16 protein-coding genes and 3 pseudogenes are annotated in these 23,479 nt (G+C 68.6%); 13 read left to right on the forward strand and 6 right to left on the reverse strand.

Features of this window, described 5'->3' with window-relative positions; genetic code table 11:
• Window positions 1-159: 159 nt before the first annotated feature.
• From STRNI_RS40950 to STRNI_RS40960, 3 genes are all read left to right on the forward strand, one after another.
• Complete coding sequence (locus STRNI_RS40950) at window positions 160-669, forward strand: hypothetical protein (protein ID WP_109893876.1); 510 nt, start codon at window positions 160-162, stop codon at window positions 667-669.
• Between the two features lie 43 nt (window positions 670-712).
• The gene (locus STRNI_RS40955; RefSeq protein WP_277413160.1) at window positions 713-1,513 is read left to right on the forward strand and encodes a YhjD/YihY/BrkB family envelope integrity protein; all 801 of its coding nucleotides are present in this window, start codon (window positions 713-715) and stop codon (window positions 1,511-1,513) included.
• A gap of 1,384 nt (window positions 1,514-2,897) precedes the next feature.
• On the forward strand, window positions 2,898-4,715 hold the full coding sequence (locus STRNI_RS40960; protein WP_277413161.1) for an ice-binding family protein: 1,818 nt from the start codon (window positions 2,898-2,900) through the stop codon (window positions 4,713-4,715).
• Between the two features lie 648 nt (window positions 4,716-5,363).
• On the opposite strand, the gene STRNI_RS40965 is transcribed toward STRNI_RS40960, so the two are convergent.
• Window positions 5,364-6,181 (reverse strand): IS5 family transposase gene (locus tag STRNI_RS40965; protein ID WP_277413162.1). Its coding sequence is split into 2 segments (ribosomal slippage): window positions 5,364-5,839 and window positions 5,839-6,181, totalling 819 coding nucleotides; the frame shifts between segments, so codons are not numbered across the junction.
• Window positions 6,182-6,407: 226 nt separating this feature from the next.
• Between STRNI_RS40965 and STRNI_RS40970 the strand changes: the two genes are divergently transcribed.
• The 5 genes and pseudogenes from STRNI_RS40970 to STRNI_RS40990 all read left to right on the forward strand — a co-directional run bounded on the left by STRNI_RS40970 (window position 6,408) and on the right by STRNI_RS40990 (window position 10,450).
• Window positions 6,408-6,587, forward strand: coding sequence for a CsbD family protein (locus STRNI_RS40970; protein ID WP_159492173.1), 180 nt, complete (start codon window positions 6,408-6,410; stop codon window positions 6,585-6,587).
• Window positions 6,588-6,966: 379 nt separating this feature from the next.
• Window positions 6,967-7,113 (forward strand): annotated as a pseudogene (locus tag STRNI_RS40975) (sterol desaturase family protein); the annotation flags it as partial.
• Between the two features lie 135 nt (window positions 7,114-7,248).
• Complete coding sequence (locus STRNI_RS40980) at window positions 7,249-7,497, forward strand: FtsX-like permease family protein (RefSeq protein ID WP_274732604.1); 249 nt, start codon at window positions 7,249-7,251, stop codon at window positions 7,495-7,497.
• Window positions 7,498-7,941: 444 nt separating this feature from the next.
• Window positions 7,942-9,645 (forward strand): amidohydrolase, encoded by a 1,704-nt coding sequence (locus STRNI_RS40985; RefSeq protein WP_277413163.1) that lies wholly within the window; start codon window positions 7,942-7,944, stop codon window positions 9,643-9,645.
• A 31-nt stretch (window positions 9,646-9,676) separates the two neighbouring features.
• Window positions 9,677-10,450 carry a helix-turn-helix transcriptional regulator gene (locus tag STRNI_RS40990; RefSeq protein WP_148591676.1) on the forward strand — a complete coding sequence of 258 codons (774 nt, stop codon included), beginning with the start codon at window positions 9,677-9,679 and terminating at the stop codon, window positions 10,448-10,450.
• A gap of 187 nt (window positions 10,451-10,637) precedes the next feature.
• On the opposite strand, the gene STRNI_RS40995 is transcribed toward STRNI_RS40990, so the two are convergent.
• Window positions 10,638-11,990 (reverse strand): cytochrome P450, encoded by a 1,353-nt coding sequence (locus tag STRNI_RS40995; protein ID WP_159492177.1) that lies wholly within the window; start codon window positions 11,988-11,990, stop codon window positions 10,638-10,640.
• Window positions 11,991-12,365: 375 nt separating this feature from the next.
• Between STRNI_RS40995 and STRNI_RS41000 the strand changes: the two genes are divergently transcribed.
• On the forward strand, window positions 12,366-13,811 hold the full coding sequence (locus STRNI_RS41000; protein WP_148591672.1) for an oxygenase MpaB family protein: 1,446 nt from the start codon (window positions 12,366-12,368) through the stop codon (window positions 13,809-13,811).
• 453 nt (window positions 13,812-14,264) lie between these two features.
• Here the strand turns inward: STRNI_RS41000 and STRNI_RS41005 are convergent, their stop codons facing one another.
• Together STRNI_RS41005 and STRNI_RS41010 are read right to left on the reverse strand one after the other, a co-directional pair.
• Window positions 14,265-14,939, reverse strand: a complete 675-nt coding sequence (locus tag STRNI_RS41005; protein WP_277413164.1) for an HdeD family acid-resistance protein — start codon at window positions 14,937-14,939, stop codon at window positions 14,265-14,267.
• A gap of 155 nt (window positions 14,940-15,094) precedes the next feature.
• Window positions 15,095-15,184: pseudogene (locus STRNI_RS41010) on the reverse strand (urease accessory protein UreF); the annotation flags it as partial.
• Window positions 15,185-15,478: 294 nt separating this feature from the next.
• On the opposite strand from STRNI_RS41010, the gene STRNI_RS41015 reads away from it, so the two are divergent.
• Complete coding sequence (locus STRNI_RS41015; RefSeq protein ID WP_229838230.1) at window positions 15,479-15,874, forward strand: IS110 family transposase; 396 nt, start codon at window positions 15,479-15,481, stop codon at window positions 15,872-15,874.
• Between the two features lie 719 nt (window positions 15,875-16,593).
• Here STRNI_RS41015 and STRNI_RS41020 read toward each other — a convergent pair.
• On the reverse strand, window positions 16,594-16,851 hold the full coding sequence (locus STRNI_RS41020) for a helix-turn-helix domain-containing protein (RefSeq protein ID WP_277413165.1): 258 nt from the start codon (window positions 16,849-16,851) through the stop codon (window positions 16,594-16,596).
• 836 nt (window positions 16,852-17,687) lie between these two features.
• On the opposite strand from STRNI_RS41020, the pseudogene STRNI_RS41025 reads away from it, so the two are divergent.
• Window positions 17,688-18,781, forward strand: a pseudogene (locus STRNI_RS41025) (IS110 family RNA-guided transposase).
• Between the two features lie 1,620 nt (window positions 18,782-20,401).
• On the opposite strand, the gene STRNI_RS41030 reads toward STRNI_RS41025, so the two are convergent.
• Window positions 20,402-21,460, reverse strand: coding sequence for a GlxA family transcriptional regulator (locus STRNI_RS41030; protein WP_417817484.1), 1,059 nt, complete (start codon window positions 21,458-21,460; stop codon window positions 20,402-20,404).
• Window positions 21,461-21,606: 146 nt separating this feature from the next.
• Here STRNI_RS41030 and STRNI_RS41035 point away from each other — a divergent pair, with 146 nt between their 5' ends.
• Both STRNI_RS41035 and STRNI_RS41040 read left to right on the forward strand, forming a co-directional pair.
• Window positions 21,607-22,491: an NAD(P)-dependent oxidoreductase gene (locus STRNI_RS41035; protein WP_277413168.1), complete on the forward strand. Its 885-nt coding sequence runs from the start codon at window positions 21,607-21,609 to the stop codon at window positions 22,489-22,491.
• Window positions 22,488-23,126 (forward strand): maleylpyruvate isomerase N-terminal domain-containing protein, encoded by a 639-nt coding sequence (locus STRNI_RS41040; RefSeq protein WP_381845844.1) that lies wholly within the window; start codon window positions 22,488-22,490, stop codon window positions 23,124-23,126. Before STRNI_RS41035 ends, STRNI_RS41040 begins: the two co-directional genes overlap by 4 nt.
• The last annotated feature ends 353 nt before the right edge of the window (window positions 23,127-23,479 follow it).

Raw genomic sequence — 23,479 nt, forward strand, 5'->3', positions numbered from 1 at the left:
GTTCGGGTCCGTTCCCGGCATTTCGCCACGTCGACTCCGTTCTCCCGCGGTTTGCTGTCGTGGTGCGGGGGACATCCGACGCCGGTGCTCCGTGCCTGCTTGTGTACGCGCTCGCACCGTCGAGGAGATCGCCGAGGACAGGCGAGAACGGGGCCCAGGATGTATCGCGACAAGCTCGGGATCTACCTGAATGACCACCTGGCCGGTGCCACCTTCGGCATCGGGCTCGCGCAGCGCATCGCCCACCGACACCGCCACTCGGCGCGTAGTGCCGACCGGCAGCGCATCTGCGACGAGATCGCTCAGGACCGGCGGAGCCTGCTCGAAGTCATGGACGCGCTGGAAGTCCCCGCACGCCGCTACAAGGTCTCCGGTGGCTGGGTGGCAGAGCGGCTGGGGCGTTTGAAGCCGAACGGTGTCCTGTACCGGCGCTCCGGACTGAGCACGTTGATCGAGCCGGAGACCCTGCGGCTGGGAGTCGGGGGGAAGACCCTGATCTGGCGCACGCTGCTCATCGTGGCCGCGGGGAAGCCCCGCCTGGACGAATCCCAGTTGCACCATCTGCTGGAACGGGCGCGCGACCAGATCGACACGCTGGAGACACTGCGCCTCGCGGCAGCGGAGGCGGTCTTCTCCTCCCGGGCGCGCAGCGTAACTGACGGCCCGTGAGACCGCGGCGACATCGTCGGCCGTCCAGTCGGCAGGCACACCGATGAAGCCTTCCGGAGCCGCGAGCCGTCCCTCTCTGTTCGGACGGCTGCGCCGTGGGATGCGGCGTTCGCCGGTCGGGCGCGGATGGAGACGGGGCCGTGAGCTGGAGCTGGGGTCGCGGTCACTGGGTTTTGCGGCGCTCGGGTTCCTCACGCTGGTGCCGCTGCTGATCGTGGTCTCCGTGGGTGATCCGACGCACGGGCGGGGGTTCGCGCAGTGGCTGGGGGAGGGGATCGGTGTGTCGACGACTTCCAGTGAGCAGATCGGGCAGCTGTTCACCCGGCCTGGCCAGGCGGCACGGACCACGACCGCGTTTGGCCTTGCCACCCTTGCTGTCTTCGGTCTGTCGTTGGGGTCGGCGGTGCAGACCGGCTACGAGAGGGTCTGGGAGCTCTCGCCGGCGCGCTGGTATGCCCGGTGGCGGCATGTGCTGTGGCTCGTCGTACTCGTCGGGTACCTCTTCATGTCCGCCACCACCACGCTGTGGCGACAGTCCTTGGCCCTCACGTCGGCCGCACTGCTGAGCGCGGTGCTGTTCTTCTGGTGGTCGCAGCGGATGCTGCTCGGTGGGCGGGTCGGCTGGGGCGCCCTGCTGCCCGGCGCGGTGGCTACGGTGATCGGGCTGATCGGTCTCCGGTTCTTCTCCCGGCTCGTCTTCTCGCCGTTGATCGCATCCAGCGCGGTCACCTACGGCGCCATCGGAACCGTCCTGGTCGTGCAGTCCTGGCTGGTCGGTGTGGGCGTGGTGGTGTTCGGCGGTGCGCTGGTCGGCCGACTGGTTCTTCAGCGCCGACACCGTTGAAAAGACCGACCGGCTACCGCTGAACTCGCCATCCGCGCCCGCGCCGAGGCTGGAAGGGCCCCCAACCGCCGCAGCCGCTCTGGCCGTTGCCGTCACGGCGCGAGCCCTCGCTTCCACCGGAGACCACAAGGGGCGCCCTGCGTGCGGTCGCCGACGCCCGCCGCCGTGGTCACGCTGACGCACCAAGGCACCCGGCGCATGGAGGCCGAAGAAGAAGAGCACGATTGACGCCCTGCTCAGGCGGCGTCCGAACCCTTCGACTGCGAGCGGAGGCCCGGAGGAACAACCCGATCACGCGCCCGTGCACGGACCGTCAGGTTGCAAGGAGACGGTCGCCAGTGGGTGCCCGATGGACCCAGCGGCTGACCTCCGACGTTCGTTCCTATGACGCGGACCGCACCACAACTCCCCCTGATACGCCGCAATTCACCGCCGCGCGGCGAGCACTGGCACCACAAGCACCAGAACGCGCAGCAGTGCCACTGCCCCCAGGGGTGTCCGTGCACGAACGGTTCCAGCCCGCCTTTCTGTGCTGGCTATGAGTTCGCTCCGCCGTCAAGGCGTGATGTCCATGCATGGTCCGTGGCAGCAGCGGCCCTGGGTAAGCGCTGCGCCATTCGGGGGACATCTGGGCCCTCCCTCTATCCGAGTACCGCGGGTGATGCCTTAAATAGCAACAGTGAGTCCGGAGGTCGCCCATCCCTCGTGGGGACTCATGTTTTGCCGGTTGGCCCGTAGTGGCCAGCGGCATTTCCTTATGGGCGCTCCTTGGACGGCTGGTCAGTTGTTTCTACCAGCTGTGATCTGACTGCCAGTCGGTCCTTGAGGAGTCCCGAACTAGATCCACGCAGACCTAGATCGCGAGGGCTCAACATGGGCAAGGGTTTTCAGCCGAAAAGGCATCAACTGCTTTGAGTCGTGGTGAGTGGAAAACAACTCACGCTGCCGACTCCGCTGAATCCGACCACATCGGTTTCGGCGGATCCCATCTCAAACGGGGCTCCACGGACCGCTAGCACGCCCAAGTGACCGACTCGGGCGACAACTCCGCCTGTTTCCAGGCTCCCCCTGTTCTCCATCAGACCTGGATGGCGGACACCCCCGACGTCCGGCACAGGCGACGATCCGGCATCAGGCGACCTCCCGTGCGGCGTCACCAGGAGCACGCGGTAGGAGCGCCGACGCCTGAGTGCGCCCAGGCAGCTGTGACGAGTGCGCACACCACGCTCGGGGCGAAGCCTTCATGTTCATCCCGGCGCGCAGCAAGTGGCACAGCTCACCCCGTGCCCAAGGCGCCGGTCGCAGCGGTGCAAGCGCGCCGCCCTCCCACAGTTCCAGGGCGGCATCAGAGCCGCCCCGGAAGCCTTAGGAAAGGAAACCCACGATGGCAACACTTGTACCTCTGGGCAGCGCCGCCACCTTCGGCGTGCTCGCCAACACGGCGGTCACCAACACCGGCCCCACTGTGGTCACCGGCGACCTCGGAGTGAGCCCCGCCGGTGCGGTGACCGGGTTCAACCCTCCCGGAACGGTCACCGGAACCATCCACGTGAACGACGCTGCCGCGGCGCAGGCCCAGGCCGACCTGCTCATCGGGTACGGCAACGCACTTCTGCAACCGGCCACGGCCACTGTCGCGACGGAACTCGGCGGGACCACCCTGACCCCCGGCGTGTACAACTCCCTCTCCGGCACGTTCAGCCTCAACGGGCCACTGACCCTGGACGCTCAGGGTGACCCCAACGCCGTCTTCATCTTCAAGACGAACACCACGCTCATCACGGGAGCCGCCGGCACCGTCAACCTCGCCGGCCTCGCGCAGTCCAGCCATGTCTTTTGGCAGGTCGGCAGCTCCGCGACACTCGGCGTCGGCACCACCATCAGGGGCAGCATCCTCGCCAACACCTCGATCACCGCCAACACGGGGGCCATCGTGGACGGCCGGTTGCTGGCTCTCGGCGCCGCCGTCACGCTGGACACGAACGCGGTCACCGTCCCGGCCCTGACTACCTGCCAGGTGGTGGTCCAGCCGGTGGTCGGGCCGGTGGTCGTCGGCCAGCCGACGCCCGTCTCCGCTGTGGTGACCTGCAATGGTTTGCCGGTCTCGGGTGCTTCGGTGACCTTCAATGGCGGTGCGGTCCCGGTGACCGTCACCACCAATGCGGCGGGTGTCGCGACCGGATCGCTGACCTTCAACACCGCCGGAGCCGCCACGGTGACCGCCACTGTCACCGCGGCGGGCACCGCGTGCTCGTGCACCGGCGTCGTCTCCGCGCCCGTCACCATCACCGTCACTCCGCAGCAGTCCTGCCAGGTGGTGGTCCAGCCGGTGGTCGGGCCGGTGGTCGTCGGCCAGCCGACGCCCGTGTCCGCTGTGGTGACCTGCAACGGTTTGCCGGTCTCGGGTGCTTCGGTGACCTTCAACGGCGGTGCCGTCCCGGTGACCGTCACCACCAATGCGGCGGGTGTCGCGACCGGATCGCTGACCTTCAACACCGCCGGAGCCGCCACGGTCACCGCCACTGTCACCGCGGCGGGCACCGCGTGCTCGTGCACCGGCGTCGTCTCCGCGCCCGTCACCATCACCGTCACTCCGCAGCAGTCCTGCCAGGTGGTGGTCCAGCCGGTGGTCGGGCCGGTGGTCGTCGGCCAGCCGACCTCCGTCTCCGCTGTGGTGACCTGCAACGGTTTGCCGGTCTCGGGTGCTTCGGTGACCTTCAACGGCGGTGCCGTCCCGGTGACCGTCACCACCAATGCGGCGGGTGTCGCGACCGGATCGCTGACCTTCAACACCGCCGGAGCCGCCACGGTCACCGCCACTGTCACCGCGGCGGGCACCGCGTGCTCGTGCACCGGCGTCGTCTCCGCACCCCTCACCATCACCGTCGGTGCGCCTACAGGCCCGCTGAGTGCGTCGCCCGCCTGCTGGCGGGTCAACCTGCCCTTCCCGATTCCGCACCTGTTCGTGGCGACGTTGAAGGCCACCCTCACGCCGGCGCAAGCGGGAGTCACGGTCACCTTCTACGTCTCCGGCCTGCCGGTGGGCACCGCGGTGACCAACGCCAGCGGTGTCGCCACCCTCAACAACGCCGGCCTGTCCATCCTGCAGATCAGCGCCAGCAGCTACACGGCGGTCGCCACCGTCGGGGGCTCCACGGTCCAGGCAACCGGCTCCCTGACGCCCTGCTTCCCGCCGGTGTGACCGGCCTGCGCCCGATCGGCCGGGGGAGTGTGACGGGTCCTGCTGCGGTACTCGCGCACAGGTCTGGTCACGCTGTGCAGCCCCTGACCTGACGGCCTTCCGGTAGGCGGCCGGCCTCAAGGGCGTGTCCGTCAAGGGCTGTCCCCCGTCGTGGAAGGACGGGGGACAGCCCGACTCAAACTTACCGGTGAGCCATTCGGCACCACGCCCGTCGGCAGGACGGAGACGGGGAAGCGGACAGCCCCCCGGTGCCGGTGGTACGTGGACGGCTCACAGGTGAGGACCGGGGCCGGTGCTTCCCTCCGGCATCGGCCCCGGACAGCCGAGCGGCTCTCACTGCCCCAAGGTCACGTGTGGAGCTCCAGGTGGCTGGTCAGACAGATGTTTTCCACGTCATCGGGGTCCCGCCGAGTCCGCCCCACCCGTAGTGAGCCCAGCAGGAGAGTGGACGGTTCTCATGAGCGTTGCCGCGTTCCTTCTCGCCCTCGGCACCACGTGTCGCCTCACCCGTTTCATCACCAAGGACACACTGGCGGCGGGGTTCAGATCATGGATCGGCGCTCACTTCGGTGACGACTCCCGAGCCGCCCATCTGGTCAGCTGCGGATGGTGCACAAGCATATGTCGGAGTTTCACTTAGACCATGTCCTACGTGGTGAGGCGGACGAGGCGCTTGTAGCAGCAAAGGGCGGCGGCGAGTCCGAGAAAGGCCAGGTAGTTGCGGGAATGGCGCTCGTAGCGGGGGCTGAGTCTGCGGTAGCCGGACAGCCAAGACATCGTGCGCTCGATCACCCACCTCCGGCGCCCTAAGCGTTCGCTGGATTCGATGCCTTTGCGGGCGATGCGCACTCCGATCCGCTTGCCGCGCAGCCATTTCCGCAGATCGGCGCGGTCATACGCCTTGTCGGCGTGAAGGCGCTGGGGCTTGAGGTACCGGCCTCGGTGGGGGTCGTGTCTCGTTTGGTGACCTGCCACCATGGGCTTCAGCCCTTCGCTGTCGTGGGTGTTGCCGGCCGAGATGCCGACGAGAAGGGGCAGCCCGTTCGCGTCCGACAGGATGTGCATCTTGGAGCCCGGCTTGCCCCGGTCCACGGGGCTCGGATCTGTGTGTTCGCCCCCTTTTTAGCCCTGACATGGGCGGTGTCGAGGACAACGCGGGTGACGTCGATCAGGCCGGTGTCGTCGAGGCGGTGCAGCACGGCTTCGTGCAGGCGGCCCCAGACGCCGGCTCTCGACCAGATCAGGAACCGGCGGTGGGCGGTCGACTTCGATATGCCGAAGCAGGGCGGCAGTTGGCGCCAGGCGCAGCCGCTGACCAGGACGTAGACGATGGCCGCGAACAGTGTCTCATCAGGCGTGTCCTGCGTTCCGCCGCCCTGCGGCCGCACTCTCGACGGAGGGATCAGCGGCTTCGCGATCTCCCACAGTCCGTCCGGAACAATCCAACTCCACGTACCCCGCCCCATACCGAAGCCAACGACCGCCTCACCACGTAGGACACGGTCTTAGTGCTTCGGTGGCGCTGTCGCCACCGTCGTCAAGCGCAGGCGGCCGTCACTGACCCCGGACGGCCGCGGGCTTCAGGCCGGAGAATCGCCCCTGGGGTGGCATTTTCCCTGTTGGCTCGAACTATTCGAATGCATTGTGTGCGATTATGGCTTCTAGTAGCTGGGGGCGAGAAAGAGGCGAATCGTGAGCGCGAGCGAAAAGGCGAAGGCGAAGGCCGAGCAGGTCAAAGGCACAGTGAAGAAAGAAGCCGGTCGATCCGTCGGCAACGAGGGAATGATCGCCAAAGGTCAGGCGCAGCAGAGTAAGGGTGCCGCCCGTGAGGCCAAGGAGAAGGCGAAGGACACTTTCAAGAACAGAGGCTAATTGCATGGAACGGTAGGTCACGTTCCGAAACCCTGTGTTGCTGCCCACCTGCCGCGCATTTCGGTATCACCCCACATCATGCGGTGCCGGGTGACTGGTGAATGCACGCCTGAGGGGGAACTGGGCGCGCAGCTCGCGGGTAATTGCGTCAGACTCGAGACCGGCCGAGCGGCGGGCGTGCGCCACCGACTCGTCCGACAGCCGCCGGACGACGGTCCCCGGATCCGCGTGCGGGGCGAGCGCCAGCACGGTCCGGATGTGCGCAGCTCGTACGTTCCTGGATCGGTTACCGGCGTCGGGTCGAGCGGAAGCTGGCCTCGTCCGGCTTCACCGACAAGCGCCTGCCCGGCGGGCCGTCCGGGCGCTGGCGGCCTTGACCGTGTTCAACACCCCGTCGCACCACTGTGTCCACCACGGCGCCAACAACCCCTACCTGGACAAGAACTACGGCGGGATCCTCATCGTGTGGGACCGGATGTCCGGCAGCTATGCGGCGGAGACCGAACTCGTCAGGTACGGGTTGACCACACTCGGACCCTGCAGCGGGCCCGGGCGGACTCATCGCGCAGCGACAGCGGACGGACCGTTCACAGATCGGACCGGGCCCCCGCGGGGTGCCTGTTCAAGCGCAAGTCATCGGCCATCGTGATTTGAAACCCTCGTGAACACCCTGGAGTTCTACGAGCACCTCGGGCACACCCGAACTGTGTCGTCGAGGTGCGCTTCGGCACCCCGCGAGTTCGGCATGCTGCGTGCCATCGGCCTGTCGGGCAGGCAACTACGCGAGATGCTCACCCTGGAATCAGTACTGCTCGCGCTGACAGGCGCGGTCGCCGGCACCATCCTCGGCCTGGTCTACGGCGTGCTGGCGGTCCGCTCGATTTTGGCGGTTCGCACGTCGCCATCCTGACCTCGTCGGACGGCACAGCCCTGACGGTGCTCGGCATCCTTGCGGCCACCGTGTTGACCGGCATCGCGGCCTCGGTCCTGCCCGCCCGTCGGGTGCGCCGCATGGCGGTCGTCGACGCCCTGCACACGAGCGGATGACACGCCGCTATCAACCGCCCATCGCGGTCACCGGCGGACGTCGTGGCCCGGATCCCCTCGGACAGGCCTCCTTTGTGGGCAGCTTCACCGTCGACCGGGTCGAGCCGCGCGTTCCGCACGAGCGCGGTGAGGCGAGTTGCCCGGCTCCTTGGGCTGCCCGCGCCGAGATGCCGGCCGGCCGTCAACTGCACTGCGCGAGCGCGTATCGGTGGAATGACCGATGTGCGGGAGGTGGGCGAGTGGCCATAGTCCCCGGGAGATCGTTCGCGGGTGGCCGTGATGCACCCGGTTTTCGAAAGGAACTTCTGTGGACACGTATGCGGATCTGGTGTTTCTCGGCGGGCGGGTGGTCACGGTCGATGCGGAGTTCTCCGTCGGCTCGGCCCTGGCGGTGACCGGTGGGATCATCAGTGCCGTCGGCGGGCAGGACGACGTCGCGCCGCTCGTCGGACCCGGCACCCGCGTCGTCGATCTTCGGGGGGCGACACTGCTTCCCGGTATCAACGATTCCCATCTGCACGGATGCGCCTTCGGCATGGCGACGCCGCCGCTCTCCCTCGACCTCGGCCATCCCGCCGCGTGCTCCCTCGCGGACGTGGCCGAGGCGGTATGTGAGGCCGTCGGGCGGGTTCCGGACGGGCAGTGGATCACGGGGCACGGCTGGGACACCGGTTACCTCGACGAGTGCGTCTCCGATCCGTCGCGGCTGCCCTCGCGGCACGACCTCGACGCCGTGAGTCCTGACCACCCCGTCGTCCTGTACTCCTTCTCCGGGCACGCCACCTGGGTCAACTCCAAGGCACTGGAGCTCATCGGGATCGACCGGCACACCGTCGCGCCGCCCGGCGGGGCCATCGTCGCGGACGAAGCCGGGGAGCCGACCGGGCTGCTCCACGAGGGGGCCCAGGCCCTCGTCCAGAACGCGCTGCCGCCGCTCAGCCGGCAGGAGCGGACCGACGCGATCAGGTCGACCCTCGCCACGCTCGCCCGGCTCGGCGTGACCAGCTACACCGAGCCCGGACTCGGCCCCGGCGGCGACGGCATCATGCGTGGCGCGCTCGGCGCGGAGACCCTCGACGTCTACCGCCGGCTGCTGGCCGACGGCGAACTGACCGCCCGCCTCGGCGTCCTGCTCCTGCCCACCGGAATGGCGAGCACCGCCGAAGAATTCGCCCGCACCCTCACCGCCCTCGGCGAGTGCGGCGACGCCGATCCGCGCCGCCTCGCGATCCACGGAGTCAAGATCTTCGCCGACGGCATCGTCCCCAACAAGACGGCCTGGATGCACGAGCCGTACGTCGGCGGCGGTTGTGGCTCCTTGTGCGTCGGCGGCGCGACCGACGCCGAGCGGATCGCGGAGATCGACGCCATGATCCGGCATGCCCATGCCGCCGGGCACCAGCTGGGCGTCCACGTCACCGGCGACCGGGCCATCGACACCGTCGCGGACGCCTTCGCCGCGGCCATGGCAGAGCACCCGCGGCTCGACGCCCGCCACTACGTCATTCATGGCGACTTCCTTACCGCGCACAGCATGAAGGTGCTGGCCGCGCACGGCTTCGGCGTCAATATGAACCCCACGATCAAGTGGACCGTCGCCGACATGGAGGAGGAGTTCGTCGGCGTCGGCAGGGCCGCGTACGCATGGCCCTACCGCGATGCCATCGACGCCGGTGTGCGGGTCGCGAGCGGGTCCGACGCCCCCGTCACGTACCCGGACTGGCGCCAGGGCGTTGCCACCATGATGCTGCGCGAGTCGAAGGCCGCCGGCCGGGTCAGCGGCCCCGAGCAGCGCATCGGCCTGGCCGAGGCGATCCGTACGTACACGATCGACGCGGCCTGGCAGGACTTCGCCGACGACTGGAAGGGCTCCCTGGAGCCGGGCAAGGTCGCCGACCTCTGTGTGCTCGACGGGGACCTGCTCACCGCCGACCCCCACGACATCCCGGAGCTGCCCGTCGTCCTCACCGTCATGGACGGGCAGGTCGTGCACAACGCCCTTCGCGATTGACGTATTCCGGGCGCATGATCATCCTTGGGGGATGGCAGCGAAGCGGAGCACGGCGGACATCCTGGACGCGGCCGTCCACGTCCGTGAGGCCGCCAGGAGCGCCACGAGCGGCGCGACCGGCGTCGGCACGGTCCTGGCGGCGCTGTCGGAGGTGATGGAGTACGACCACGCCTCCCTGGCCCGGTGGGATCCGCTGCGCAGGCGCCACACCACCCTGGCCGGGAGCTACCCGGACGACGTCACGGCCTACATCGAGACCCGCCTCCACCACGACCCGGTGTTTCCCGTGCTCCGCAGCCCGGCCCGAGGCGGTCTCTGGCTCAGGGACGTCCCCTGGCAGCTCCTGGCGACATCCCCGGGATTCCAGGAGGTGCTGTGTCCCCTCGGCATCGAGGACGGCGTGGCCCAGTGCCTGTTCGCCACCGACGGCCGGTACGTCGGCATGCTGAACGTCAGCACCCGCCGACCGCGGCGCACGCCCGACCCGGCGCGCGCCGTGGTCACGCTGCTCACCGAGGCCCTCGCCGCGGCCGTCGACCCCCGCTCAGGCCCGCCGCCCGAGGAGATCGCCACTGCCGACCCCGCCGCGGACGCGCGGCGGCCTGGCGGACTCTCGCCGCGGGAGCTCCAGGTGCTGGCTGAACTGACCACCGGACGCACCAACCGGGAGATCGCCGAGCGGCTGTACATCACGCCGCGCACCGTAGGGACCCACATCGAGCACATCCTCGCCAAGCTCGACCTCCCCAACCGCGCGGCCGCCGCCGCCCGAGCCGCCGCCTGGGGAATCGAACTCTCCCGCTGACGCGAGCCCAACAACGCAATGCGCTGGGACCGCGGGCGCGCCCGGGCGGGACACCCCGTTTCCACACCTGCCGGGGCGACAACGGAGAGCTGAGGCAGGGCCAGTGTGGCTCCACGCCTGCGGGCTGAACGCTCTTGTGCCGCCGTTCCCTTTGTCGCCCGTGTGCCGGTGACGGCCTGCCGAGGTGTCACCTCACTTCGCGAGGAGCGACTCTCATCAGGAGCTTGGCGGGGTGGTTGGTAGAGGTCATGACTCCCCGTACCTGTGCCCCTGGGAGCGGCTCCAGACGCCACCGGCGCGCCACGGCCACGACCACCGTGGTCATTTCCGCGCGCGCGAACGACTCACCGATACACCTGTGCCGTCCGGCGCCGAAGGGAAGGAACGCGCCGCGGGGCGCGGCCTTCTGGCCGGGCAGCCAGCGGTCGGGATTGAACCTCAGGGGGTCGTGGAAGTGGTGCGGGTTCCGGTGCAGGACGAGGGCGCTGAACATGAACTCGGCACCTGGGGGAAACCGGTAGCCCGCGAGTTCGACCTCCGTGGTCGCTCGTCGCATCGTGACGCCTCCGGGGTTGCGCACGCGCAGCGCCTCGTCCACCACCCGCCGCGTGTACGGGAGATGGCCGAGGTGTTCGAACGAAGGCGCCTCTCCGCTCCTCGTCCGCAGCTCCTCGTGGAGTTCCCGGTCGACGGCGGGGTGCCGGCCCAGCTCGTGGAAGAGCCAAGCCAGCCCGCCTGCCACTGTCTCCGTGCCGGCGACCAGCAGTGTGATGAGTTCGTCGTAGACCTGTTGGTCGGTCATGGTGTTGCCGCTGTCGGCGTCCTGGGCCTGCAGGAGCATCGACAGCAGGTCCGGCTGCTCGGCGGGGAGGCCGGTGCGCCGGGTGCGGATGAGGTGGTCGATGGCCCGGCGCAGCCGGTCGTGTGCGGCCGCGAGGCGGCGGTTGCCAGGAGTGGGGAGCTTCTGCCCAAGGCCGGTCGGATCGATGGCCCGGTTGTACACGCCGCGGAGCACGACGGGCACGTCGTGGCGGATGTCCGCGGCAGTGTGCTCGTCGAGTGCGGTTGAGAACAGCGTGGTGGTGACGATGGCGAGGGAGAGGTCAAACATCTCCTGGGTGACGTCGACGACCTGTCCGGCCTGCCAAGAGGCGACTCGTTCGTCGGCCAGCCGCGCCATGGCTCGCGCGTAGTGATCGATCTGCCGGTGATGGAAGGCCGGCTGCATCCGGCGCCGCTGGCGGAGGTGGAAGGGCCCTTCGGAGGTGGCGAGGCCCTCGCCGAGGTAGTCGCGGAGCTTCTCGAAGGAGCGGCCTTTCGCGAAGTGGCCGGCGTCAGCGACCATCACGCGGTCGACGACCTCCGGTCCGGCGAGGACGTAGGTCGGTGTGGGGCCCAGGTAGACGGCAACGATCTGGTCGTACGCGGTGAGGGAATCGAGGAATTCCAGGGGGCGCCGCCACATTTCGAGTGCATGGCCGATCAGCGGAAGGCGTCCGGGAGCGGTGGGAGGAGCCGGGAGGCGAGCTGCGGTGGCCATAGGTGCCTTTCTTTGGCCGCGGGCCCGTGCCTGACCGGCAACCGAGTAGTACTCCTCGGGACGTTACGGACCGGTGATGCGGGTGCAGGCGTTCGGGACACACCGGGAAGCACCCGCCCGGCGACGTCCTCGCAGGTCGAGTAATGCATACATCACGGAAGGTAGCGTTATGGGCACTCAGGGCGATACCTGGATCTCGGTCAGTCGAGGGCGCCGGGGGCTGGAATCAGCCTGCGGCGTGTCTCGGATGGGTGAATCCGGGAACCTGGCCGCTCCCGGATTCCGGTAGGACCGTTGGGTTGGGCGGATAGCCGGATGATCGCTCTTCGGGCGTCCCCTGCTCATTCCTGTACACCTGCTTGAGGAGACGTCCCCTTGGCTACCGCTGATCTTCCTGGTCCTGATTCGCTGCTGCGCCGCACGCTGGGGGAGTGGCGGATCGGGTTGGTGGCGTGGCGGCTGCTGGTTCTGCAGACCGCGGATCCGGCGGTCGCCGCTGGCATGGCCAACTTCTCCACCTACCGCGCGCACCCGTGGCGGCGTATCGAGCACACCATGGACAGCGGGAAGCGGCTGTTCTTCTCCGACCGTGAAGGGCTACGCCGTGAGGTTGCCCGTCTGGAGCGCGCGCACCGCCGTCTGGCCGGGACCGACGAGCAGGGCAGGCCGTTCACAGCGTTGGACCCGGCGGTGCGGGTGTGGGTACTGGTCACCTTGTACGAGTGCATGACGGCGATGCGGGAACTGTCCGGGCGCCCGCTGGCGCCGCCTGAACTGGATCAGATGTACGGAGAATTCCGTGCGGTGTGTACCGAGTTCGGCCTCTGTGACGACCTGCTCCCGGCCACGGCCGCGGACGTGCCCGCGTACATGGACCGCACGATCCGCGAGCGCCTCGAATACAGCGAACCCGTGCGCTACCTGCTCTTCGACATGCTCCGTGAAGCACCCGCACCCCGCCGCCTCGGCCACCTGAAGCCGGCCTGGCCGCTTGCGCGCACGGTGGCCGCCCGCATGATCGGTGCGCTGACCATCGCGGACCTCCCGGAAGCCTTCCGCGAGCGCTTCAACTTGCCCCGCACCCGCCGCGCGGCCCTGCTGTCCTTCATCCTGCACCGTGGCATGCGCGTGCTGATGAATGCGCTGCCCGAGCACCGCCGCTACCGCACCCCACTGGCGGGCAACTCCTCGACTTCGCAGCCTCCCACCGCCTCCACCGACCGTCCTTCCCCGCCGGAGGCAAGCCCTGTCCGGCTTCCCGCACCACGCCGCCGCAAGGGTGCCGATTCCCGCCTGGCGCGTCTGCGGACCTTCTTCCGCCAGGTCCTCGACCAGACCGGCGACGGCCGCATCAGCTCGGCCGATCTGCAGGCCATGGCGCACAACGTGTGCTGGCCGCTCGAACTCACCCCTGAGCGCGAAGCCCGCGTCTATGCCGCCTTCGAGACCTGGTGGCAGCACTTGCGGGCCGGCATGGATGCTGACGACGACGGACAGGTGACCTGCGAGGAGTTCGTCACCGCCATGCTCACCGGGATCGACGCCGGGCCGGCTTATCTCGAGGAGGGGCTGCATGTCGCGGTGCGGGCGGTCTTCCACGCTGCGGACACCGACGGCAGCGGACACCTGTGCGCCGATGAGTACCGCACGATCTTCGGCGGCTCCCGGGTCCACCCCGCCGAACTCAACCACGGCTTCCGCCAGCTCGACCACGATGGAGACGGCCGCATCACCGAAGAGGAATTCGTCCAGGCCTTCACGGACTACTTCACCGCCCGCACCGACAACACGGCCGGCAGCCAACTCCTCGGACGCCCATAGCGGCCGATGCGGGCGAAGTGCCGGGGGCAGCCACTGATGGGCCTTGGCGGTTCAGTGGCGATTCCCGCAGGGGCCTGACGCGTGTGGCGGCGGAAGGGGGCGTCGTCGCGCTCGCGGTCTCTGACCCGGTGGTGGCCGCCGAGGTGATACGCATCGCGCCGACGGGTCCAGGCTGAGGGCGGGCCGCCGGTGGCACGAGGTGCGGAGGACCACGAGGAGAACGTCCGGTACCTGGCCAGCCCGGAATGCCCAGCCCGCAGGCAGCAGACCGGCGGCGATCTGGGAATGGTGCCGAGCGGGCGGCGGACGCCGGAGCGATCGTTGCTCCGTCGCAGCGCGTTCGCTTCGCGGTCGTCCGCGCCGTGCGGCGTCGGCACCGGCCGAGGCGTCTGCCCGGTCCGAGGGGGCGGCTCTTCGCTGTTCACCGGTGGCCGGCCGATCCGGCTGCGGTGATCAGTGCTGGGGGTGCGGACGGTGGAACAGGGGGTGCCGCTTGGCGGCGGGGGCCGGAGCGAGACGGTCGACTTCGATGCGGATCATGATGGCCCGGACCACCTCGGTCAGCCCCAGGACGATGGCCATGACGCCCACCACCAGGGTGAGTGCCGCGATCGAGGCGAACGGCGAGACGATCAGCACGATGCCCGCCAGAGCGCTGATGATCCCGAAGGCCACGTGCCAGCCTCGGGCCGGCATGTCCTGGGCGGAGGCTGCCGCGGCCGTCTCCATGGTGCCGCGCACCAGCCAGCTGAAGCCGATCCACAGGGCGAGCAGCAGAATCGACTCCATGGCGCCCCGGAAGCAGATCAACCCCAGCAGGATGGCGAGCGCGCCTGTGAGGAAATGCAACACCCGAAGATGCCGGGGCACGTGCGTGCCGAAGGCGCCGGCCAGCTGGAAAACGCCGGTCGCCAGCAGATAGACGCCGAAGAGCACGCCGAGGACCCGCAGCGTTGCGCTCGGCCAGACCAGGGCGATGACGCCCAGGGCGGTGGTGGCCAGGCCCATGGCGAGCAGGATCTGCCAGCCCTTGTTCGCCAGGAAGGCCATGCCTTCGGCCAGGGGCGTGTCCTGTGGCTCGGTGCTGTGCGGGGGAGCGGGGTCTGGAGAACCGGAAGGGGATGTCATGACGTCTGCCTCCTTCTGGGAGCAGCGTGATCACGTCAGTACACGTCCATCGTCACCCGATCGGCTTCCCGTCGCTCGGCGGAGACGGAGATTGGTCGCGGTGCATACAAACGCCAGCCCTGCGTGGTGTGTGGGCGTTCTTGGGTTCTTGGGCGTCAGGAGGCGGAGAGGCGGGTTGGCCAGGCGGCGTTCTGCTGTGCAGTGATGTCCAGCAGCGGTGCGGAGGCGGCGGGCAGTGCGTCGAGCTGTCCCGGGCCGGGGTCTGACTCATGAGAGATCTGGCTGGCGGAGGTGTCTTGTCTCAGCTGTGTCGCCCCCGCTGGCCTGGAATGGTGCGTGCCGGCACCGGGCCGACGGAGCGTGTCCCGATAGGGGCCTGCCGACGAGCCAGGCGTTGTCTCAGTTCTGACCGTCCCCGCGCGGTCTGGTGTCGGCGACTTGGAACCGTTCATGTCGTCGGGAGGCGAATGTCCATGGCCCGTACGCCCAGCACCCCATGCACCGGTCGGCGTCCGGCTGGTGGGGAGGTCATCCTCGGTGTGGACACGCACCGGGATGTTCATGCCGCCGCGGTGGTCTCCTCGCTGGGGGAGGTGATCGGGACCGGGAGTTTCCCCGCCACCGCAGCTGGCTATCGCGAACTGTTGGCGTGGGCCAGGGGGTTGGGCACGGTACGGCGGGGCGGGGTGGAGGGGACCGGTAGCTTCGGCGCGGCACTGTGCCGTTATCTGCTGGCCCAGCAGGTCGAGGTGTTCGAGGTGAACCGGCCCGACCGGTCGGAGCGCCGCCGGCGCGGGAAGCCGGACGCGGCCGATGCGCAAAACGCGGCCCGGGCTGTGCTGAGCGGGCGGGCACGCGCCCGGGCCAAGGCAGGCGACGGGCCGGTGCAGATCGCCCGGATGTTCAAACTTGCCAAGGCGACCGGCTACCGCTGAACTCGCCATCCGCCCGCGCCGGGGCGGGAAGGGCCCCAACAGCCGCAGCCGCTCTGGCCGTTGCCGTCACCGCGCGATCCCTCGCTTCCACGGGAGAGCATGAGGGGCGCCCTGCGCGCGGTCGTCGACACCCGCTCCATCGCCGAGCGCCTGGACAAGGCCCGAGGCGCCGACATCGGGTTCGGCCACCCCTCCAGAAGCATCACGTCCATCTCTCCCCGGTATTCACCTTGATGGGATGGACGGGCGTGAAGCGCAGGGCGAACAAGAAGCGGTGCTCGTCCGCACGCAGTCGGTGCCCGAGCGGTTCGCCGCTACGCGACAGTGGCTAGCGATCGATGAGGAGGCGGACACCTGAGGGACTCAAGAACGTTAGGCAGTACGGGATGATCGGACAGCTCTACCACTGCCTGATGAAACGCGAGCTGTTCGATGAACAGACCGCCTTCCCCGCCGCAGCTTGACGCCTTCGCATCGTGAGGTGTCTGTTGCGTCCAACATGCCTTCCCACACCTGCGCTGAGCTGCACAAGGCACTCTGCTTCGTCTCGCGCCACACGTTCCACCCCGTAGCATCCCCTTTCTCTGGGGTGGGGCGGTGTCTTCACCTGGTCAGACCCGACTCACAGAAACCCACGTCATAGGGGCAGCTGAGACAAGAAGCCCTGCCGGATCGCTCCGGCGGGGCTTCTGCGCACTGCGGGTTAGGACGGCGGAGTGTCAGGCTCGGGCACCGTTGTACTCCGGCTCTCCGCTTTCGAGCACGCGGAGCAGGGATGCGGTGACGACACGTGTGCTACGGCCGATACGCAGCACACGGCATGGGAACTCCCCGCGGCGAGCCAGGTCGTACCCCTTCGCACGCGAGAACCCCAAGGCCCTGGAAGCGTCCTCCACGCTCCCTGTTCCGTCCCAGGTGGCGCGGATGCTCGTCGGGCTATACCGGGTGCCCTGAACCTCGTTGGTTTGTTCGTGCATTTTGCGATTCTCCGGTGCAAGAATTGTGCTGCTTACGCGTGGTCGATACGGTTTGCAGCTGCCAAAAGATGCAGCTCTCAACGCGCGCTGAGGTCGACGTCGACCAACCTAATGCAAGGTCGACCTGACTCCCGGGTTCCCCTGGGAGTATTGATGCTCTGCTATTTGCGCGCGGTCGACTTGGGGACGCAGATGCGAGTCCCATGGGATCGGGAGCGTGGACGGTACTCATTCCATACGGGCGCGGGGCTACGTAGGGCGCTGAAGGATGTGGAGCAAGTTGCATTGACGGGCGTCTCAGCGATTCCTTTCGTTGCGTGGTCGAGTAGTGGCGGTGGACTATTTAATGATCCACGGGACCGCCGGTTTGGCTAACCGGCGCTCCTGCGCTATGTTGCTTCGCTTCGAAGCAATCGGCGTCTATCTGCCCCTTTTGTGGAGAGCCCCTCAACTCCAACTCGACGGTCACTGCGTAGAGCGGACGCCGTTGCGTCCAGAGCGAGGAAAGGCGGCCGGAACATCTCCATGTACGCGGAGAGGCGCCGCCGTTTCAGATACCACGCCTTGAATCAGTACTGCGCTCCGAGAGGTCGCAAGCCGCGGGACCCGGGTATACCGGTTGATGTACCCGCGCGCTGGGCTCTGGCTCGTGAGAGATCGGACCTGGTGTCCGGTCTGTCCTTCGTCGATCACCAGTGCGGGGTGTACTGCTGCCGGGCTGCTGAGGCGTGTCTCAAGGGTATGCATGCCGTGAACTGGGCACTGTCTCACCGCTGACCGCCTTGACGGCTCGGTGGCGAGGGCCGGCAAGCCCGAAGAGCAGGAGGTGCGCGCCTCTGACGAGGGTCCCAAGTCCTAGAAAATGTCCTCCTGTTGTGGGCGAGGTGGTCCTTGGTGTGGACACGCACCGGGATGTTCATGTGGCTGCCGTGCTCTCCACCCTAGGGGCGGTCATGGATACCGCGCCCTTTCCCGCCACGTCGGTGGGCTATCGCGAACTCTGGGAGTGGGCCAGCGGCTGGGTACGGTCCACAGTGCCGGGGTGGAAGGGTCCGGCAGCTACGGAGCTGCCCTCTCCCGCTATTTGCTGGCTCGCCGGGTCGAGGTGTTCGAGGTGAGCCGGCCTGACCGCTCGGTTCGTCGACGGCGGGGGAAGTCGGACCCGGTGGACGCACAGGAGGCGGCACGGGCGGTACTCAGTGGCCGCGCTCGCTCCCAGGCCAAGGCCGGCGATGGGCCGGTCCAGTGCGCCCGTCTGTTCAAACTGGCCAAGGACTCCGCTGTCAAGGCCCGCACGCAGGCGATCAATCAGCTCAAGGCGGTCCTGGTCACCGCCGATCCGGATCTGCGTGAGCAGCTGGCCGGTCTCAAGACTCCGGCCTTGGTCCGGACTTGCGCGCAGTTCGAAGATCGCGAGAGCGGCGACGGCGAGACAGCTGCCGTGGAGCAGGCCACCCGCATCGCCCTGTGCCTGTTGGCCCAGCGGATCGATCAGCTGACCGGGCAGATTCGCGACCTGAAGCGGTGCCTGACTGCACTGATGGAGCGGCACTTTCCACAGCTACTCACCCGGGTGGGCATTGGCCCGGATAGCGCCGCCACCTTGCTGATCACGATGGGGGACAACCCAGAACGCCTGTGCAGCGAGGCGTCGTTCGCGGCGCTTTGCGGGGTCAGCCCCGTCGAGCACTCCTCCGGCCCTCAGCGTCACCACCGGCTCAACCGCGGCGGCGAACGAAGAGCCAATGCCGCCCTGTATCGGATCGTGCAGACACGGCTCCGGTGCGATGCACGTACCCGCAACTACTACGAGCGGCGCACCGCGGAGGGCAAGACCCGTCGCGAGATCATCCGCTGCCTCAAACGCTACGCTGCCCGAGAAGTGTTCAACCTGGTCCGGCCTGGCATCGGGCCCCACGAAGCGACTTAAGGCGACCGCAAGCCTGCGGCCCACCTCCGCTTGCGCGGAGAGCACCATCTGGAACGGCGCTGTCCCGACTGCGTCGACGGTTCACCTCCGCTCGCGCGGAGAGGACCAACAGCAGTCACTTGGGCTGAGATTCGGACACGGTTTACCTCCACTTGCGCGGAGAGGACCGGCGAACATCAGCTGGAAGAGCGGGTTGCGGGCGTGCTCTCCGCGCAGGCGGAGGTGAACCGCCAGTACTTCTGCCCACGCTCCTGATCCTCCGGTCCTCTCGGCGCGAGCGGCGGTGAACCGTCGGCCGAGCAGTCCGCGGTGATGGCGCTTGCGTGGTCTCCGCGCGGGCGGAGGTGGGCCGGTCGGAATGACCGGGGCGAACGGGATGGGGCGGTGCTTTCCGCGCGTGGAGGTCGGCCGTCGTTCCGGTGCTAAGGGCTGGCACCTGGTGAGCACGTCTTCGTGCTGGAGGGCGGTTGGTTCGAGGAGGCGTGGAGGGAAGTGTCGGGGTTCGGTAGTGTGCTGCTGTGTCGCCTGGTGATCTTCTGCTGTGGCGCCGGCTGGTTGGACATGCTGGCTTGACCAAGCGTGTGAGCGCCTACGGATTCCGGCTGACTTCGCGGTATCGCACTGGACGGACCACGACAGGCTCATCGAGTATCTCGCTCACCTTGTGTGCGGGTTCGTCCTCAAGGAGGGCTTGCGCACCTGCACCTGCACCTGTACCTGTACCTGCACCTGCATTTGCGCGTTCGGGGAGCGGGGCTGCAGGATCTGGTTCGTCGGCCCCGAACGTGCTGCCGGACGACTCGACTTGCAGCTTGTCACCGTTCAAGGGGACTGCGAGATCGCCGAGTACGACCAGGTTCTCACCTACGCAGGCAGCCCGAGTGCGGAGATCCTGCGGGTTCACCGGGCGCCCCTCAGGGGCTGCGGTGGTGTGTGCTCCCGGATGCCATGGTGGACACGGCAAGGTCGCGTTCCTGCGGCGTATGGACGAAGGACGTCGAAGGGAACACGCGCAGGGAAGGCGGAAGGCCAGATGACTGCGGAAGGGCACGTCCTCAAGGCTTGGGCAGTGCGTTCGGTGCGCTATTTGTCGCGGGGCACGCTGGGGCGTGTCCGATGGGTCCGTTGTCAGACCGTTCCGGTTGTTCGTGGCGCAGGGTCGTGTGGCGGAAGGCGTTCAGGTCGGCGGTGTCGGTCGGCGGTGTGGGTCGGAGTGTCGGGGGTTGGGTGTCCGGCAGCGAGAGTGTAGAGGGTGCTGTGGGTGGCGCTGTCGAGCCCGCGTCGTTGTGTTGGCGTCCGGTGAAGTGGTGGGCAGCAGGCCGGTGTGCAGGTTTGCCATTAAGTTCACTTGCCGGGATGCGTCGGTTCCTCGACGCCGTGATGCGTGGCGGGTGAGGGTTGCTGCGTGGTCCGGCAGTTGCGGGGTGCTGTCCGTCGGCACTGGGGCGGACGTGTGCGGATGCCGTCCGGCTGCGATTGCTGCGGCTGACCCGACACCGGCTTACGCCGGCCGGGTGCGCCACGGCGCAGGAGAGCCCCAGACGGCGCCTGGCATCAATTGTCTGACGCCGTCGCCCTCGGCGTCACCGGGGCATCGGATGCGCCGCGGTCAGTCCGCCGTCACCCCTCTCCGGCCCCCTCCCGGTTCTCAGGCAGGGAGGGGTGCGGCTCGGAGTCGGGCATTGTTCGGGGGAAGGCCCGTCGGTAGTTGCTGGGTGACACTCCGATCTGTTTGAGGAAGTGGTGGCGGAGGTTGTTCGCTGTGCCGAGGCCGCTGAGCTCCCCGACTTTCTCGATGGGCAAGTCCGTTGATTCCAGCAGGTTTTGGGCTCGTCCCAGGCGCTGGTTGAGGAGCCACTGCAGGGGAGTTGTCCCGGTGGCTGCCTGGAGCCGCCGGTGGAGGGTGCGTGGGCTCATCGCTGCGCGTTGCGCCAGATCCTCGACCGTCAGGGGCTGGTCGAGGTGTCTGCGGGCCCAGTCCAGGACGGGGCCCAGGCTCCCGTCGTCGGTGGTGGGCACGGACAGGTCGATGAACTGTGCCTGGCCGCCGGGCCGGTGGGCGGGTACCACCATCCGGCGGGCCAGCTGGTTGGCGACGTGTGCGCCCAGGTCACGGCGTACCAGATGGAGGCAGAGGTCGAGTCCAGCGGTCAGTCCGGCGCTGGTGAGCACATCGCCGTCGTCCACGTACAGCACCGAGTCGTCGACTTCTACCTTGGGGTAGCGCTCGGCCAGTTGAGCGGTGTGCATCCAATGGGCGGTGGCGCGTCGTCCGTCGAGCAGCCCCGCCTCGGCGAGTGCGAAGGCGCCGGTGCACAGGGAGACCATGCGGGCGCCTGCGTCGTAGGCGTGGCGCAGGGCCGTGATCAGTGCCGGCGGCAGCGGTCTGCCGTCCTCGACGCAAGCGTCGGGCACCGAGGGCACGATGACCGTGTCGGCGCCGGCAAGGTCATCGAGCCCGTAGCGGGTTCGCATCGACAGCCCGGCCCCGGCCCCGGCCCCGGCCCCGGCCCCGGCCCCGGCCGCAGAGCTGTCCTGCTCACGCTCGCCCGTACTGCACAGCCGCAGGTCGTACCAGGGGTCGGCCAGGTCCGGCTGCGGCTTGCCGAAGACGGTGCAGGGGATGCTCAACTCGTACAGATCCCATGAGGGCACGCCGATGTCCTCGGCCACGACCACGGCGACGGAACCAGGATTCATACCCGAAGGGTATGGCAGGAATTTGGTGGTTGCTGTCACCGGCGTCACTGTTCCCGGCCGCCGCACGCTGCGATCTTGGTCCTACGTGACCAACCGCCGCACGCGGACGTACAGGGAGTGGTGGCATGCATTCTGATCGCCCGGCAGTAACCGTCATCGGCTTGGGCTCAATGGGATCGGCGCTGGCCGCCGCCTTGCTGGAGCGCGGCCACGAAACCACCGTGTGGAACCGCACGGCGCACAGGGCCCAGTCGCTTCTCGACCGGGGCGCCCGCCTGGCCGCAACCCCCCAGGAGGCGATCGCAGCGAGCCCGCTGACCCTGGCTTGCGTACTGGACTACGACGTACTGCACGCCGTCCTCGACCCCGTCGCCGGCTCCCTCACGGGCAAGACCCTGGTCAACCTCACCTCCGGCTCCCCGGAGCAGGCCCACCAGGCCGCCGCATGGGCCCGGTCACACGCCGCCGACTACCTCGACGGCGCCATCATGACCACCCCGCCGGGGGTCGGCAACCCCGAGATGATGTTCCTCTACAGCGGCTCCCACACCGTCTTCGAAGCCCACCGCCCGACCCTGGCGACCCTGGGAGACCCCTTGCACCTGGGCACCGACCCGGGCCTGGCCTCCCTCTACGACGCCGCCCTGCTCGGCCTGATGTGGTCCACCATGACCGGCTGGCTGCACGGCACCGCACTGGTCGGCGCGGAGAACACACAGGCCACGGCCTTCACCCCGGTCGCGATCCGCTGGCTGACCGCCGTGGCCGGCTTCCTTGCCACCTACGCCCCCCAGGTGGACGCCGGCCGCTACCCGGGCGACGACGCCACCGTTGACGTGCAGATCGCGGCCATCGACCACCTCATCCACGCGGCAGCGGCCCGCGGCATCGACAACGCCCTGCCCGAACTCCTGAAGTCCGCCATGCAACGGACCAAAGCCGCAGGCCACGGCTCCGACAGCTACGCGAGCGTGATCGAGATCCTCAAGAACCCGGCGGCCAACAAATGACCCGGACACCAACAGCCACCCCTCACCTCCCGCCAAACCCGACGGCTCCCGCTCCCACTGTGCCGTGGACGGACCTCCTGGCCGCCGCCACCGACGACTGCCTGGCCGCCCTCCTCCAACAAGCCGACCAGGACTGGTCACGCCCCGCCCACGCCCTCGACTGGACCTGCCGCCAGACCCTCGACCACCTCGCCCTCGGCCTGATGGGCTACACCGGCCTGCTCATCGCCCGCCCCGACGACCGCTACATCACCCTCTTCGCCTCACTCGACCCCCAAGCCCCCGTCCCCGCCTGCCTGGACGGCCTGCGCATCGCCGCTACCCTCCTCACCTCCACCGTCCGCGACACGCCTGCCGAGGCACGCGCCTGGCACCCCTGGGGCCACTCCGACGCCACCGGCTTCGCCGCCATGGGCATCACCGAACTGGCCGTCCACACCTACGACATCACCCGCGCCCTCGGCCTGCCCTGGACCCCACCCGACAGCCTCAGCACCGCCGCCCTCGCCCGCCTCTTCCCCGACGCCCCGTCCGGCCACGCCCCGTCCGACACTCTGCTGTGGTGCACAGGCCGCATCCCACTACCCGGCCTGCCCCGCCGCGCCGACTGGCAGTGGAACGGAACCGTGCGCTGACCCCGCCCGCACCCTGACCACCAGAGCCACCCCACGATTCCGCCGGCACCGACCGCATCCTCCAGACACCCCCACCAGCAGCCCCGAACAGCGGATCACCGCATCCCCTGCTCTTCGGACCGGGCAGGGCCGCAGGAAGCCGAGGCCCAGGCGCTCGTCCCTCTCCAGACGGAAGGCGCCGTACGGGCTGATGATCGACCAGAACAGCGCCGTCAGCCCGCGCCGGCCCTTCAACAGACAGCATCTTCGCGTCGCTGCTTGGCACTGGAGATCCATACCCCGAGCCGGACTGCTACCGGCCCTCTCGCCGTCGACGACGCTCTGCTCGCTGTGACCACATGGCACCGGCCGGC

The organism is Streptomyces nigrescens, assembly GCF_027626975.1.
Taxonomy (GTDB): Bacteria; Actinomycetota; Actinomycetes; order Streptomycetales; family Streptomycetaceae; genus Streptomyces; species Streptomyces nigrescens.

Bases quoted from the DNA above. Each gene is read 5' to 3' on its own strand.
- STRNI_RS41035 (WP_277413168.1), top strand. From the start codon at position 21,607: ATGCATTCTGATCGCCCGGCAGTAACCGTCATCGGCTTGGGCTCAATG.
- STRNI_RS40960 (WP_277413161.1), top strand. From the start codon at position 2,898: ATGGCAACACTTGTACCTCTGGGCAGCGCCGCCACCTTCGGCGTGCTC.
- STRNI_RS40995 (WP_159492177.1), bottom strand. From the start codon at position 11,990: ATGGCCACCGCAGCTCGCCTCCCGGCTCCTCCCACCGCTCCCGGACGC.
- STRNI_RS41005 (WP_277413164.1), bottom strand. From the start codon at position 14,939: ATGACATCCCCTTCCGGTTCTCCAGACCCCGCTCCCCCGCACAGCACC.
- STRNI_RS40950 (WP_109893876.1), top strand. From the start codon at position 160: ATGTATCGCGACAAGCTCGGGATCTACCTGAATGACCACCTGGCCGGT.
- STRNI_RS41040 (WP_381845844.1), top strand. From the start codon at position 22,488: ATGACCCGGACACCAACAGCCACCCCTCACCTCCCGCCAAACCCGACG.
- STRNI_RS40990 (WP_148591676.1), top strand. From the start codon at position 9,677: ATGGCAGCGAAGCGGAGCACGGCGGACATCCTGGACGCGGCCGTCCAC.
- STRNI_RS40955 (WP_277413160.1), top strand. From the start codon at position 713: ATGAAGCCTTCCGGAGCCGCGAGCCGTCCCTCTCTGTTCGGACGGCTG.
- STRNI_RS41020 (WP_277413165.1), bottom strand. From the start codon at position 16,851: ATGCACGAACAAACCAACGAGGTTCAGGGCACCCGGTATAGCCCGACG.